8 protein-coding genes and 1 pseudogene are annotated in these 14195 nt (G+C 70.7%); 2 read left to right on the top strand and 7 right to left on the bottom strand.

The genetic code is table 11. The features are described 5' to 3' along the window. Window positions 1-6: 6 nt before the first annotated feature. Window positions 7-129, top strand: a complete 123-nt coding sequence (locus D7V88_RS29980; RefSeq protein WP_372241133.1) for an ATP-binding protein — start codon at window positions 7-9, stop codon at window positions 127-129. A gap of 6 nt (window positions 130-135) precedes the next feature. Here D7V88_RS29980 and D7V88_RS29975 read toward each other — a convergent pair whose 3' ends face one another. The 4 genes from D7V88_RS29975 to D7V88_RS29960 are packed head-to-tail and all read right to left on the bottom strand — an operon-like array spanning window position 136 to window position 6545. Beyond that, window positions 136-2430, bottom strand: a complete 2295-nt coding sequence (locus tag D7V88_RS29975) for a carboxypeptidase-like regulatory domain-containing protein (RefSeq protein ID WP_120544043.1) — start codon at window positions 2428-2430, stop codon at window positions 136-138. Between the two features lie 50 nt (window positions 2431-2480). Beyond that, window positions 2481-4799, bottom strand: coding sequence for a carboxypeptidase-like regulatory domain-containing protein (locus D7V88_RS29970; RefSeq protein WP_147448915.1), 2319 nt, complete (start codon window positions 4797-4799; stop codon window positions 2481-2483). Window positions 4800-4838: 39 nt separating this feature from the next. Continuing rightward, window positions 4839-5651, bottom strand: a complete 813-nt coding sequence (locus tag D7V88_RS29965) for a TIGR02452 family protein (RefSeq protein ID WP_120544041.1) — start codon at window positions 5649-5651, stop codon at window positions 4839-4841. A 57-nt stretch (window positions 5652-5708) separates the two neighbouring features. Continuing rightward, the gene (locus D7V88_RS29960; RefSeq protein ID WP_120544040.1) at window positions 5709-6545 is read right to left on the bottom strand and encodes a hypothetical protein; all 837 of its coding nucleotides are present in this window, start codon (window positions 6543-6545) and stop codon (window positions 5709-5711) included. Between the two features lie 380 nt (window positions 6546-6925). Between D7V88_RS29960 and D7V88_RS29955 the strand changes: the two genes are divergently transcribed. Then, the gene (locus D7V88_RS29955) at window positions 6926-10069 is read left to right on the top strand and encodes an ATP-binding protein (protein WP_120544039.1); all 3144 of its coding nucleotides are present in this window, start codon (window positions 6926-6928) and stop codon (window positions 10067-10069) included. A gap of 33 nt (window positions 10070-10102) precedes the next feature. On the opposite strand, the gene D7V88_RS29950 is transcribed toward D7V88_RS29955, so the two are convergent. The 3 genes and pseudogenes from D7V88_RS29950 to D7V88_RS43205 all read right to left on the bottom strand — a co-directional run. Then, complete coding sequence (locus tag D7V88_RS29950; RefSeq protein ID WP_120544038.1) at window positions 10103-11749, bottom strand: M20/M25/M40 family metallo-hydrolase; 1647 nt, start codon at window positions 11747-11749, stop codon at window positions 10103-10105. Window positions 11750-11839: 90 nt separating this feature from the next. Further along, window positions 11840-13864, bottom strand: a complete 2025-nt coding sequence (mdoH, locus tag D7V88_RS29945) for a glucans biosynthesis glucosyltransferase MdoH (RefSeq protein WP_120544037.1) — start codon at window positions 13862-13864, stop codon at window positions 11840-11842. Window positions 13865-13907: 43 nt separating this feature from the next. Continuing rightward, window positions 13908-14195 (bottom strand): annotated as a pseudogene (locus D7V88_RS43205) (hypothetical protein); the annotation flags it as partial.

Raw genomic sequence — 14195 nt, 5'->3', positions numbered from 1 at the left:
GGCGGGCTGGGGCTGGGGCTCTACATCGTGCGGCAGATATTGGAAGAGCACGGCGGCCGCGTCTGGGTGGAGGAAGCGTCCGGCGGCGGTGCGTGCTTCGCGGTGACGTTGCCCGTGGACGCGGCGTAGTCGCCTTCAGCGAGGGAAGAAGGCCCCGCCGTCCTCGGGAAGCTTCGACGCGATGTCGAGGACCCCGGGCTTCGACAGGTCCACCGGGATCCGGTGGACGGCGATGCCCTCCCGATTCTCCATCACGAACAGCGTGTAGTGCCCCAGCGGCAGCGAGCTGAACTCGAAGCTTCCGCGTCCGAAGGAGACGAATTGCCGTTCGTTCCACTCCGGCCTGCGTTCGGAGGCACCGGGGTCGGGCTCGATGGCGTGCAACACCAGGGTCTCCATCGCGGGCAGCGTCGGCGGCAGGGGAACGTCGCCCTGGACGAGCGCGACCTCGAACCACTCGCTGGCGGTGGGCAGCGTCACGCGCAACGAGGCCGTCCCCGTGCGGGCCCGCAGCTCCATCCGGAGCGTCTCTCCCGGGGCGCCGACGAACTGTCGGGGAAAGAAGACCCGCCGAGGCGGATTCGGCCAGGCCGAGGGCCCTCCATTCTGGAGGACCTTCACGACACACGGCTGTCCGCCCGGTGCGCGCACGGTGAAGTGCCCCTCCGCGTCCGTCGTGGGCATCGAGCCGAAGCGCCCCTGGCAGCGGACCATCAGCTTGAAGCCCTCCAGCGGCCGCCCCTGCGCATCCGCCAGCGTGGCCTGGAGGTTGGCATCCGGCACGAGCCGCACCGTCACCTCCTCCTGATCCGCGCCCAGTGGCTGCACGGCGGTTCCGGCGTCCTCGTCGGCGAACTGGAGGATCCCCGCTTCGCGCGGCACATGCTCCATCACGAACCGGCCATTCGCGTCCGTCCGGGCACTCCTCGTGTCCTGGGAGAAATGGGCATCTCTCTCCCGGGTGATCACCAGCGTCACGTCGCGCCCGGCCGGAAGCGGCTGACCGTCCAGGCCCAGCAGTTGCCCTCGCACCTTTCGCCCCGCGTCCAGGATGACATCCGGCAGTACGGTGCGCGGGGACGTCAGGGCTCCCACCCGCAGGCGCGCGGGCGCGAAGCCCTCCGCTGAAACAGTCAGCACCTGGGGCAGCGTCGTGGGCACCCGGATCGAATACCGCCCCCGGGGATCCTCGAACGTCGTCGCTTCCACCTTGAAGTGCGTCAGCGGTCTGCCATTCGGCCCCAGGACCCGGCCCTCGACGAAACCCTCGGTGAGGGGTGGCGCATGGAACACCAGCGACACGTCGCGGGCGTCCTCGGCGACCTGCACGACCTCGTCGGCTCCACTCAGCGTCATGCGCTGGGGACCTTGCAGCAGGTGCTCCATCACGAAGCGCCCCTGGGCGTCGGGCATCACGCGAGTCACGGACTCCCGGTCCCCCGTCTTCACATCGCCCGAGGTCGCGATGAGCGGGATGCCCGTCAACGGGCGGTCGTCCGTGCCGACGACCCGGCCGCGAAGGGGCACGCGCTCCTGGAAGCCCTCGAAGCGCAGCACCGCGTCCTGGGTCTGGCCTGGGAGGATCGCGACGTCCGAGGCGACCGTCCACGTGGTGCCCGGATGCGGCGAGTCATCGGTCGCCACGCGGTAGCGCCCCGGATGAAGTCCCTCGTAGGCCACCACTCCATCCGCGGCCACGCGGGACCAGTCTCCCGCCTCTCCCGCATCGAGCCGATGAAGGTCCGCGTCGGAGATGTTCATCGCACGTCCGTCCGGCGCCACGGCACGCACGCGCAGCTTCCCCGTGGCGGTGAGCGTAATCTTGAGGTCGCGGGGCGGTGACTCGAAGACCTGACGCCCCCGGATGAAGCCCGGACGTTCGGAGACCAGGACGCCCCTGCCACGCCCCACCCCGTCGAGAGAGAAACACCCCTCCGAGTCGCTCATCGCCGACACCCGGGGCGCGGTCTCATCCCCGGGAACCCAGGCGACCCACACGATACGGAGCGGCGCGCCCGAGGCATCCACCACGCGCCCCGACACCCGCCCTCCGGGTTGGAGCGTCATTGTCACGGTGGCCGGATGGTCGCGTCCGAGTCGCACATCCGTGTCCACGAAGGACTGGTAGCCCGGGACCACCGCCGACACGACGTACCAGCCCGAAGCAACCCGGAGCTGGGCCCGTCCGCTTCCATCCGTCCTTCCCCAGAGGGCCTGGGCGTGGTCCGCGCGCCCATGCCGGACCTTGAAGCGGATGCCGGAAAGGGGTCGTCCGCCGGCGTCCCTCACCACGACCGTGAGCAGCGCTCCACTGGGAGCAGGCTCGGGAGGCTGCGCAGTGGACGCCTCCGTCGGCGTCACCGGCAACTGAGACGAAGTGCCCACGCAAGCGAGCATCACGACCACGAGCCCCACCCAGCTCCATCGCATGGGCCCACATTAGCAAGCACCCGCGCCCGTGGACCTGGCGGAGCCGCCTTTCAGCGCGCGAAGTACGCCCCACCGTCTCCTGGAAGCTTCGACGCGATGTCGTGGACTCCGGGCTTCGACAAGTCCAACGAGATGCGCTGGACGGAGCGCCCTTCGAGGTTCTCCGTCACGAACAGCGTGTAGCGCCCCAAGGGCAGCGAGCTGAACTCGAAGGCATCGCTTCCGGATTGGATGATGCCTGAATCGATCCACTCGGGCCGGCGCTCGAGGACATCGAAGTCGGGGTCGATGCCATTCACCACCAGGGCGTTCATCTCGGGTGTCGTCGCCGGCAGGGGAACGTCCCCAGGGACGAGCACGACGTCGTACCACTCGCTGCCCCAGGGCAGCCTCACGCGCAGCGAAGCAGGTCCCGTGCGGGCCCGCATCTCCACCTGGAGGGTCTCGCCCGGAGCCCCCTCGAAACGCCGAGGAAGAAAGACCCGCCGGGGTGGCCTGGGCCAGCTCCACGGCTTGCGGCCATCGGAGACCTTCAGCACGCAGTCCTGTCCGCTGGGAGCGTGCAGGGTGAAGCGTCCTTCCTCATCGGCCTCGAGCTCCGAAACAACGCGTCCCTTGCACCAGGACTCCACCGGGTAGCCTTCGAGCGGCCGGCCTTCCGCGTCCACCACGGAACCCTGGACGCGGGCATCCGGCACGACCCGCAGGTTCACCGTTTGCTGCTCCGCGCCCAGCGGTTGCATGGCGGTCCCTGCTTTCGCATGGACGATGACGACCCCGGCGTCGCGCGGCACGTGCGCCATCACGAACCGGCCATCCGCATCCGTCAGGGCACGCGCCAACACACCCTGAGCGGAGGGGAGGTTCAGGTCCCTCGTGAAGATGAGGGACACCTCGTGCCCGGACGCGAGCGGCCGTCCATCCATGCCCAGGACCTGCCCTCGCACCGTGCGTCCACGGTCCAGGACGATATCGGGCAGGACGGTGCGCGGGGACGTCAGCGTCTCCACCACGCGGCGCAGGGGCGCGAAGTGCCTCGCCTCGAAGATCAACTCCACGGGCGGCGACGCGACTCGGGGAAGCGTGAAACGTCCTTCGGGATCCTCGAACGTCGTCCCAAGCACCTTGAAGCGGCCCACCGGCCGACCATCGGGGGCCAGCACCCGGCCATCGAGGACGCTCTCCTCGACCTTGAAAGCGGGGAACGACAAGGACACGTCCCGGGCATCGGCGGCGACCTCCACGACCTCCTGGGATCCGCTCAAGCGCATCCGCTGGGGACCTTTCAGCAGGTGCTCCATCGCGAAGCGTCCCTGCGCATCGGTCATCGCCTCGATCAGGCTCCTGGGGCCTCCCGCCTTCTCGCTCCCCGCCTCCGCGAAGAGCCGGACGCTGCTCAATGGATGTCCGCCCGGACCGACGACTCTTCCCTGAAGGGCCTCACGTTCTTTGAAGCCCTCGAAGCTCAGCACCACCTCCTGCGCCTGCCCTGGCACCACCGTGAACTCCGAAGCAGCGGTCCACCAGGTGGACGGCCAGGGCGCGTACGAGGTCGCCACCCGGTAGCGCCCTGGACGAAGCCCCTCGTAGATCACGACCCCGTCCGCGGAGACACGGTGCCCGGAGCTCTCCCCTGAGTCGAGCTGCTCCAGGTCCGTGTCGTAGATGTTCATCGGCCGGCCGTCTGGCGCCACGGCACGCACCCGCAACCTGCCCGGCGCGGTGAAGGTGACCTTGAGTTCACGGGGCAGTGAGTCGAAGGCCTGGCGGATCCAGGGGAAGCCCGTGCGCTCGGCGATCAAGACGCCCCGCCCCTGCCCCACGCCCTTGAATTGGAAACGGGCGTCCTTGTCGCTGACCTCGGTCAGCCGGGGCGCTGTCTCATCCTCGGGAACCCAGGAGAGTTGCGCGTCCGCGACCGGCGCGCCGAAGTCATCCACCACGAACCCTGACACCGTGCCTCCCGGCTGGAGCGTCATCGTCACGGTCGCCGGATGGTCGCGCCCGAGCCGCACGTCCGTGTCCACGAAGGACTGGTAGCCCGGGGCCCTGGCCCAAACGATGTACCAGCCGGGAGGACGCAGGAACTGCCCCGTGCCGCTTTCATTCGTAATGCCAACGAAGACCGAGTTGTAGCGGGCCAAGGAGCTGTTCTCACGTGCTGGCCGTGCGAAGAAGACGACACCGGACAGGGGCTGTCCCTCCACGTCCCGCGCCACGACCTTGAGGGGCACCTTGAGAGGAGCTTCCTTCGAGGCATGCGCCCCAGACGACTCCGGCGTCACCGGGACCCGGGACGCAGTGCCCACGCACGAAGCGCTCGCGCACGCGAGCACACCCACCACGAGCCCCACCTGGCTCCATCGCATGCGCCCACGTTAGCAGGCGCCCGCGCGAGCACGGAACGGTCAGCCGAAGCGCTCGCGGAACGTGCGCAGGTTGGGGCCCTGCCCGTCGCGCTCGTACACCGCGAACACCACGCGGCTGAATGCCCCCTGCATCGTGTTCAGCCCACGAGCGAACGCCTCCGCCGCGTCGTGCGGGTTGTTGCGGAACGCGCCGCAGCCCCACGCGCCCAGGATGAGCGTGCGGTGCCCGTGGTGCGCCGCCACCTGGAGCACCTTGAGCGCCCGCTCGAACAGCACCTCCCGCAGCTTCTGCGCGACCTCCGGCTCCTTCACCGACAGCAGCTTCGCGTTGGGCGCGGGCGCGGTGAGCACCGTCACGGGAAACGGGCGCTCCAGCAGGTCGTAGCGCTCATTGCGGAAGAACGGCACCCCGGGCGAATACAGGAAGTGGTCCGTGTACAGCGGCGAGAGCACCTTGCGGTTCGCCTCGTAGTACTCCGGCCACTTCAAGAGGCACGCGTACAGCGCCGAGCACCGCGCCAGGTCCTCCTCCTGCGCCTTCGAGCCCGTGAGGAAGCCGCCGCCCGGATTCACCGCCGACGCGAAGTTGAGCGCGAACACGTCTCTCACGCCCTCCAATTCCACCAGCCGGCGCGCGGCCTCCCCCGTCTTCTCCGATGTGACCTCGATGGTGTAGCCGCTCACCGGAGCCGGCCGCGTGAGGCGTTCGAAGTCACCGGGGCGCAGCAGCACCGTGCCCTGGACCGCGTGCGCCACGGCGTCCCGGATGGACACCTCGCGCCCGGAGAACGGCACGTAGGTGCCCTGTTCGGTGATGCGAAGCGTCTCGTCCGCGATCTTCGTCAGGGACATGACGCAGTCCTAGCACGGGCCTCCATCCTCCTGGGAAGGAGGCCCGCCAGGCCCTGTCTACTCGCAGCCGATGCGCTCGGGGGCCACCGCGACGTCGTCGATCCACGTCTCCGACGCGGAGTCGCCGTGCGGGTGCACGAAGCCGTAGCCCACCGCGAAGTTGGTGAACGGCCGCATGCCCACGTCCGGGAAGTCGAACGCCAGCGCCCCGTCCACATAGACCTGCGCGCGGCCCGTGGTGTCCGTCGCCTTCGTGCGCTTCACGGCCCACTCGATGCAGGTCCACCGGTTGGGTGACGTCGTGACCGTCAGGTCGTTCTGGTAGTTCCAGCCCGTGTCCGGGATGCCGCTCCAGTCATCCAGCGCGAAGCCGCCGTTGATCATGCCCTGGAGTTCGATGCCACCGAACTGCTGATGGGTGGGCTCATCCGGCGAGAAGAGGATGAAGTACGTCCCCATCACGTCCTGCGGCGCCGCCCGGTTCAGGTACACGTACGCACGCGCATAGAGCGCCGTGCCGAACGTGGGGATGTCCTTGCGCAGGTGCGCGATGGTCTGCGGATCCTCCTCCGCGCCCAGGGGGAACTCGTTGTGTCCCGGCTCCGTCACCACGTGCAGCGCGCCGCTGCCGGAGCGGGTGCGCGTGCCGTCGATGGTGATGGTGGCGTTGTGCTCCTCGTCCGGGGTCTTCCAGCCGTTCTGCCCCTTGTCGAAGTTCTCGCAGATGTATGCGGAGGCCGGGCACTTGCCGGTGGCCTCGCCACCCGTGCCGCCGCCATCCGGCGTCCCCGCGTCCGTGTTGTCGCCGCCCGTCGCCTTGTCATCACCACAGGCCGTCAGCGCGCCAAATGCGAGGGAAGCCATCATCAACGCCAGTGCCGAAGTCGAACGCATGAGTCCTTCCGGAGAGTGCGTCGCGGGCCTCGCGGTGTCGCATCGCGAACCCTGGACGTGCCGCAGTCCTAACACGGCCCCCCGCCCTGCTTGGAATGGGGCCCGGCAGACCCTGCGACACCCGCAGGCGGCCAGGCCCGAACGTCGAAGAAGGGAGGCCCCGTGGGACCATACGGCTGTCGTCCATTGATGGATGCGCGCGCGGCGCGATCACAAGTGCTCACTAGCGGCGCCCGGCCCTGCCCGACAGGTGCACGTTGCCGTTTTGGCCCGTACTGCTTTCCATGTGAAGGGCTGACGTCAGGGGCGTCACCCTCGCGGGCAACACGTCGGCACCGGGGTGGGAGCAGGTGGGGTTTCCGGTCTCAGGGAGCAGCGGCATGGCAGAGGCCTTCAGACTCACGGTCGTCGCGCCCACGGCCGACGAGGCGCCTTCTGGCCGTGACGAGCCGCCCCACGCCCACCTCCCGCCCACCGGTTCGGTGGCGCTCGTCTTCACCGACATCCAGGGGTCCACGCGGCTGTGGGAGCGCTGTGGCACGAGCATGCGCGACGCGCTGGAACTGCACGACGGCGTGCTGCGCGCCCTCCTGCTGGGCACGGACGGCTATGAGGTGAAGTCGCAGGGCGACGCCTTCATGGTCGCCTTCGCGTCCCCGGTGGAGGCGGTGCACTGGTGCCTGCGCGCGCAAGAAGCGCTGCTGCACGTGAGCTGGCCCGCGGCCCTGCTGGGGGAGCCGGACGCGGCGGAGGAGGACTCGCCGGAAGGACTGAAGCACCGGGGGCTGCGCGTGCGCATGGGGGTGCACGTGGGTGAACCCGACTACCGCATGGACCCCTCCACCCACCGGTTGGACTACCTGGGGCCACCGGTGAACATCGCCGCGCGCGTGGCGGATGCGGGCCACGGCGGACAGGTGTTGTTGAGCGGCGCGGCGTGGGCACGCGTCGCGCCGGAGCTGGCCTCCATGGGCCTGCCCGTCGCGCGCACGCTGGGCGCCTTCCGCCTGCGCGGCGTGGGCGACAGCGTCACGTTGGTGGAGGTGCTGCCCGCGTCCCTGGCGCACCGGCGCTTCGGAGCGCTGCGCGCGCCCAGGGATAGGCCCGGCAACGTGCCCGCCTCGCGGCAGGATCTGGTGGGGCGCGGCGAGGAGCTGGACACGCTGCGCCAGTGGGTGCGCGAAGGCGCGCGGCTGATCAGCATCCTGGGCCCGGGCGGCATGGGCAAGACGCGGCTGGCCACCCACTTTGGCGGGCTGGAGTCGGACGCGGGCGGTTGGGAGGGCGGCGTCTGGCGCTGCGACCTGGAGGAGGCACTGACGGCGGGCGACCTCTGCCATGCGGTGGGACGGGCGCTGGGCGTGCCGCTGGCCGCGGACGGGGATGGCAGCGCGCCCGCGGAGCGCCTGGGCCGGGCGCTGGATGGCTGCGGCGAGGTGCTGGTCATCCTCGACAACGTGGAGCAGGTGGTGCGCCACGTGCCGGAGACGATCGGCCGGTGGCGGGTGCTGGCGCCGCGCGCGCGCTTCCTCGTCACCACGCGCGAAGCCCTGCGGCTGCCCGGAGAACGCGTGCTGGACCTGGCCCCGCTGGGCCTGCCCGACCCTGAAGAGACGCGCCGGGACGTCATCCTGCGCTCGGACGCGGTGCGCCTGTTCGTGCAGCGGGCGCACGAGGCCCGCGGCGACTTCCTCCTGAGCGACGCGGAGGCCCCGCGCGTCGCGGACATCGTGCGGCAGTTGGACGGCATCGCGCTCGCCATCGAACTGGCCGCCGCGCGGGTGAGCGTGCTGGGCGTGGAGCAGCTTCGCGAGCGGCTGACGAAGCGCTTCGAGCTGCTGCGCGTCGGACGGCGGGACGCGACCGCGAGGCAGGCGACGCTGCGGGGCGCCATCGACTGGTCCTGGAACCTGCTGGAGCCCGCGGAGTGCGCCGCGCTGGCGCAGTGCTCGGTGTTCCGGGGGGGCTTCACACTGGAGGCGGCCGAAGCGGTGCTCGTGCTGCCGGAGGGTTCGCCGGACGTGCTGGAGGTGCTGCACTCGCTGCGCGCCCGTTCGCTCCTGTGCGCACGGGAGGTCGGAGCGCCCGGAGGATTCCTGCGCCTGGGCCTGTACGAGAGCATCCGCGAGTACGCGGCCCTGCGCCTGCGCGAGCGCGGTGACGAGGCGGCCTGCGAGGCCCGGCACGCGGACACCTACCTCCAGCTCGCGGGCCGGCTGCGGGAGCGCGTCCAACGCACGGGAGGGGCCACGGCGTTGCGCCGCCTGGCCCTGGAGCGGGAGAACCTGCTGGCCGCGTGCGACAACGCGATGGCGGTGCGGCCGGCGACCGCGGAGTCGCTGGGCCGCGCGCTGGAGACGCTGGTGTCGCTGGAGCCGGATGCGCGCACGCGCGGGCCGGTGGGCCTCTTGCTGGAGCGTCTGGAGCGGGCCCTGGAGGCGTCGGCCCATGTACCGGTGGCGCCGCTGAAGCGCGCGGAGGCGCTGGCGGTGATGGGCCGCGCGTACCTGGATGCGGGCCAGCCGGAAGCGGCGCGCCGGGCGTTGGAGCACGTGCGGACCGTCTTCCACGCGCTGGGCGAGGTCGCGGCGGAGAAGCGCGTGCTCGTGGACCTGTCCATCGTCGCCCGCCATGCCGGGGACGTGGCGTCCGCGTGGACGCTGATGCACGACGCGCAGGCACTCGCCTCGGAGGGCGACCGCTGGCTGGAGGCGTACGCGGTGGGAAACCTGGGCCTCGTCGAACAGGTGCGGCGCGGCCCGGAGGCGGCCATTCCGCACCTGCGCGCGTCGCTGGCGCTGTTCCGCGAGGTGGGCGACGTGACGTTCGAGGTGGGCTTCCTCACCAACTGCGCGGTGGCCATTGGCGAGGCGGGCGACGACGGCGAAGCGGTGATGTTGCTGGGCGAGGCCCTGGCCCGCGCATCCAGCGTGGAGGACCGCACCGGCGAGGCCCTGGCGCGGCTCAACCTGGGTTGCTACCTGCTGGACGCGGGCGGCGTCACGGATGCGTGCGAACACCTGGAGTCCGCGGTGCGCACCTCGCGCATCATGGGACAGCGCCTGCTGGAGGGCACGGCCCTGGGAGAGCTGGGGCGCGCGTCGCTCGCGCGAGGTGACTGGAAGCAGGCCCGCGCGGCCCTGGGCGAAGCGGTGACCATCCTGGGGCGGACGTCCCGCTGGCAGGCCCTGCGCTTCATCGCGCACCGTGCCGCGCTGGAGGCCGCGTGTGGTGAGCTGCGGACCTCCCGCCAGTGCTTCGCGGAGCTGGAGGCCGCGCCCGAACTGCGCGAGGACCCCAGCCTGCGCCAGCTCGTGAGCCTGCTGCGCGCCGCCCTGGACCTGGCCGAGGCCAGCGCCGCCCCGGCGGACAGCATCGTGGGGCACGAAGCCCGGAGCGCGGCCCACCGGCGCATGGAGGCGGCCCGGAACGCGCCGCGCGAAACGGCGTCGTCGGACATCCGCAGCGCGCTGCGCTTCCTGGAGTCCCACCTCGGCGCCACCGAGTCACTCCAGGACGCCTGAAGCCCCTGCCCCAGCCACCCGAGGCGCCCTGCCCTACGGCTTCGCGGTCGGGACCTTCGCGGGCTCCGCCACCGGCTTCGCGAAGCGGCGGAAGAAGCTGTCGTCGTTCCAGCGCGGACGGTCGGGCGCATCCGCCACCGCGCGCGTCATGGCGGTCAGGAACGTGATGAAGCGCGCGGCGCCCTCGCGGTCCACGGGCTGCTGGGACAGGTCATCCGACGGGGCGTGGTAGTGCTCGGCCAGCCACTGCTTGAAGAGCTTGTGCTCCTCGGAGCCCGGGGTGTAGCCGAACTTGAAGAACAGCGCGGGCACGCCTTCGCGGATGAACGAGTACTGGTCGCTGCGCACGAACAGGTTGCGGTCCGGCTCCGGATCCGCCAGCACCCGCACGCCCTGCTTCGCGGCCACGTCGGAGAGCGACGCCAGGAGCGTGGACTCGTCCTTGCCGTGGGCCACCACGCTGGTGAACGGCCAGTGGGGCATGAACATGTCCAGGTTCAGGTCCGCCACCATGGACGTGATGGGCACCGGCGGCCGGGACGCGAAGTACTTCGACCCGAGCAGGCCCTTCTCCTCGCCCGTCGTCAGCGCGAACAGCACCGAGCGCTTCGGCTTCTGGGGCTGCTCGCGCAGCGCCCGCGCGACCTCCAGCAGCGCCGCCACGCCGGAGGCGTTGTCCATGGCCCCGTTGTAGATGCGGTCGCCCTTCACCGGATCGCCGATGCCCACGTGATCCAGGTGCGCGGTGAGCACCACGTACTCCTTCGCCAGCACCGCGTCGGAGCCGGGCATGACGCCCACCACGTTCATCGACTTGAGCGGCTTGGACTCAAGGGCGAGCTTCACCTTCAGGCGCGCGGGCAGGTCGAACTTCGGCAGCGGCTGGTCCGCGTTGGCCAGCGCCACCAGTTCCTCGTAGGTGTGCGGAGCGCCCTCGAACCACTTCTGCGAATGGGCCACGTTCGTGACGACCGCCACCTTCAAGCCGCCCGAGTCGTTGAGCGAAGGATCCGCGAACAGCACCGTGGGATTCCTGCTGGCCGCCACCATCCGCTCCCAGGGAAGCTCCAGCAGTTTGGGGTTCTGGAGGTAGACGAACCCCACCGCCCCGGCGCTCTTGAGCACCTTCACCCGCTCCGACCACGCAGAGAAGTGGGACTTCACCGGCCCCGGGATGTTCGAGGGTCCGCCCTGGAGCAGCACCACAACCTTGCCCTTGAGGTCCAGGCCCGCGAAGTCGTCGTAGCCCTTCTCCGGGATGGACAGGCCGTACCCCACGAACACCAGGGGCGCGTCCACGGTGCCATTGTCGCCCTGCCGCGCGGACAGCATCACGTCCTCGCCCTGCACCAGGGGCAGCGTCTGGCCGCCGCGCACGAGCGCGACGCTGGACTTCGCCTCCACGATCCGGCGCGACCGCAACGCCATGGGCTGGAGAAAGCCCGTCTTCAACATCGGCTTCACGCCCAGCGAGGCCAGCTCCTTGGAGACATAGCCCGCGGCGGTCTCGTACCCCTTGCTGCCCGTGTCGCGCCCTTCCATCGCGTCACTGGAGAGGATCTCGATGTGCTTCCACCACCGATCTCCCTCGGACACGGGAGCCTCGGCGGCAAAGGCCCCCAGGGGGATGAGCGGCGAGACGAACAGCGCGAGCGCGGCGAGGGAAGAGGCTCGGGTCATGAAGGCTGCGTCTAGGGCGAAGGCCGCCCCGGCGCAACCGCGATGACTGTTCCCCCAGGCGCCAGGAAGACGGGCGCCAGGAGGACGGCCTCAGGCTCGTGCGCCCAGCCGGCGACCGCGCAATTCGGACAGCGTGCGCGCATCCAGCAGCACCGCGGACTTCTCCTGCGGGGACAGGGGCTCCATCGCGCCCGCCAGCAGCTTGCGCCGCGCGGACGCAAGCGCCACGGGGACCCCCACCGTCGGGTGGGCCTCCAGCAGGGCCAGGTGCAGCGCGTGCGCCCGCGGATCCGAGAGCACATGGTCCAGCGCGTCGTCCACCGGCTCCATCCCCTCCTCCGACAGCTCCTGCGCGCGCACCAGCACGGAAGGAGGCGTCACTTCCTCGGGGATGAGGAACAGGCCCCGGCGCTGCGCCCACAGGCCCAGCGACGCGCGGGCGGTGAACACGGAGATGGCCGGGGCCAGCCACAGCCCCATGATGACGGGCGACAACCACGCCAGCATCCCCGGCGCCACCGCGACCGTCAGCGCCGCGAGCACGACGCCCACCGCCATGTGCCACTTGTGCCGACGGAAGGCCTCCGACCACGGCAGGTCGGTGTCCTCGCGCTGCTGGCTGGACCACGACACCCGGTAGCCCAACAGCGTCCCGAACACGAAGTGCGACTGGAAGAGCATCATCACCGGCGCCATCAGCGTGGACACCACGCCCTCCAAGAGGACGCTCAGCGCGAGCTTGAAGCGGCCGCCCATGCGCGTCGCCTCCGCGCGGTCGGCCAGCACCAGCCCCAGGCCCATCAGGCGGGGGATCCACAGCATCGCCAGCGACAGGACCATCAGCCGCAGCGCGCCCGCCGTGTCGAACGCGTCCCCTCCGGGCAGCGTGGACTGGAAGTCCACGAACGTCGTGGGCGCGAAGAACCACTCATGCAGCGCGGCGAACAGGCCCGACAGCAGGAAGATGAGCCACAGGGGCGACGCCACGTAGGACATCACGCCCATCACGAAGTGCGCCCGGCTCATCGGGTGCAGGCCGCCCGCCATCACCAGGCCCAGGTGCTGGAGGTTGCCCTGGCACCAGCGGCGGTCGCGCTGCGCGTACGCGAGCAGGTCCGGCGGCGGCTGCTCGTAGCTGCCCCCCAGCTCCGGCACCAGCCACACCGTGTAGCCCGCGCGCCGCATCAGCGCCGCCTCCACGAAGTCGTGGCTGAGGATGTGGCCGCCAAAGGGCTGCTGTCCGGGCAGCACCGGCAGGCCGCAGTGCTCGATGAAGGGCGCCATGCGCAGGATGGCGTTGTGGCCCCAGTAGTTGGAGTCCCCCAACTGCCACGCCGCCGCGCCCGCCGCGACGATGGGGCCGTAGATGCGACCGGCGAACTGCTGCAGGCGCGCGAACAGCGTGGAGCGGCCCACGTTCTGCGGCGGCACCTGGAGGATGCCCGCGCCCGGGTTCAATTCCATCAGCCGGGCCATGCTCACCACGCTGTCGCCCGCCATCAGGCTGTCGGCGTCCAGCACCAGCAGGTAGTCGTAGCGGCGGCCCCAGCGCTCACAGAACTCGGCCAGGTTGCCGGCCTTCTTGCCGGTGTTGTCGGAGCGGCGCCGGTAGAAGATACGGCCCTGCCCGCCCACGCGGCGGCACAGCTCCGACCACGCCAGCTCCTCCGCCACCCACGCCTCCGCGCGCGTGGAGTCACTGAGCACGTAGAAGTCGAACGCGTCCAGGTGTCCGGTGGCCGCGATGGATTCGTACGTGGCCTGCACGTGCGCGAACACCGACGCCGGATCCTCGTTGTGCACCGGCATCACCACCGCGGTGCGGCGCGTGAGCGGACCCGCGGCCTCCGCTTCGGTGGGCCAGCGCAGGCCCGGCACGCGGCTCTTCGACACGAGCTGTACGAAGCCCGCGACGCCGCCCCAGAACGACAAGGCAATCCACGCGAAGCACAGCGTGAACAGCATCAGCACGAACACTTCCGGCACCGTGGTGCCCCGGGCGCTGAGCAGCCGGTGCATCTCCACGGAGGCGAACCCCGTGGTCAGGGCCGCCAGCCCCAGCACCATCACACGGCGAGGGCGGGCCATGGCCGGCGAGTACGGTTCGGCGTTCATGAGGACGGTGCTCCAGTGGACGAGGCGGGGTGGAGGGTGCGGCCTAGCGCGACGGCGACACACCCGCCTGGCTGTTGGCCGGACGCAGCCAGCGGCGCAACATGTCCATGAACGGATTGAGAACAAGCACCTGCTCGCGCATCTGGCAGGGCACTTCCGCCGGGGCCGCCATGGGCACGGCTTCACACACGGCCCGGCGCCACGCCTCCGGCAGCGCGCGCGGCTCGCGCATCAGCACGTCCGCGCCCCAGCGCGCACCGCCCACCAGGACGAACGCGGCCCGGCCGTGCACCATCAGCGACGGACCCACGTGAGAGGGCCCGAGCACCTC

It is taken from the genome of Corallococcus terminator (genome assembly GCF_003611635.1).
In the GTDB taxonomy this organism is placed as follows: Bacteria; Myxococcota; Myxococcia; order Myxococcales; family Myxococcaceae; genus Corallococcus; species Corallococcus terminator.
This window is presented reverse-complemented; position numbering and strand designations above follow the sequence as displayed.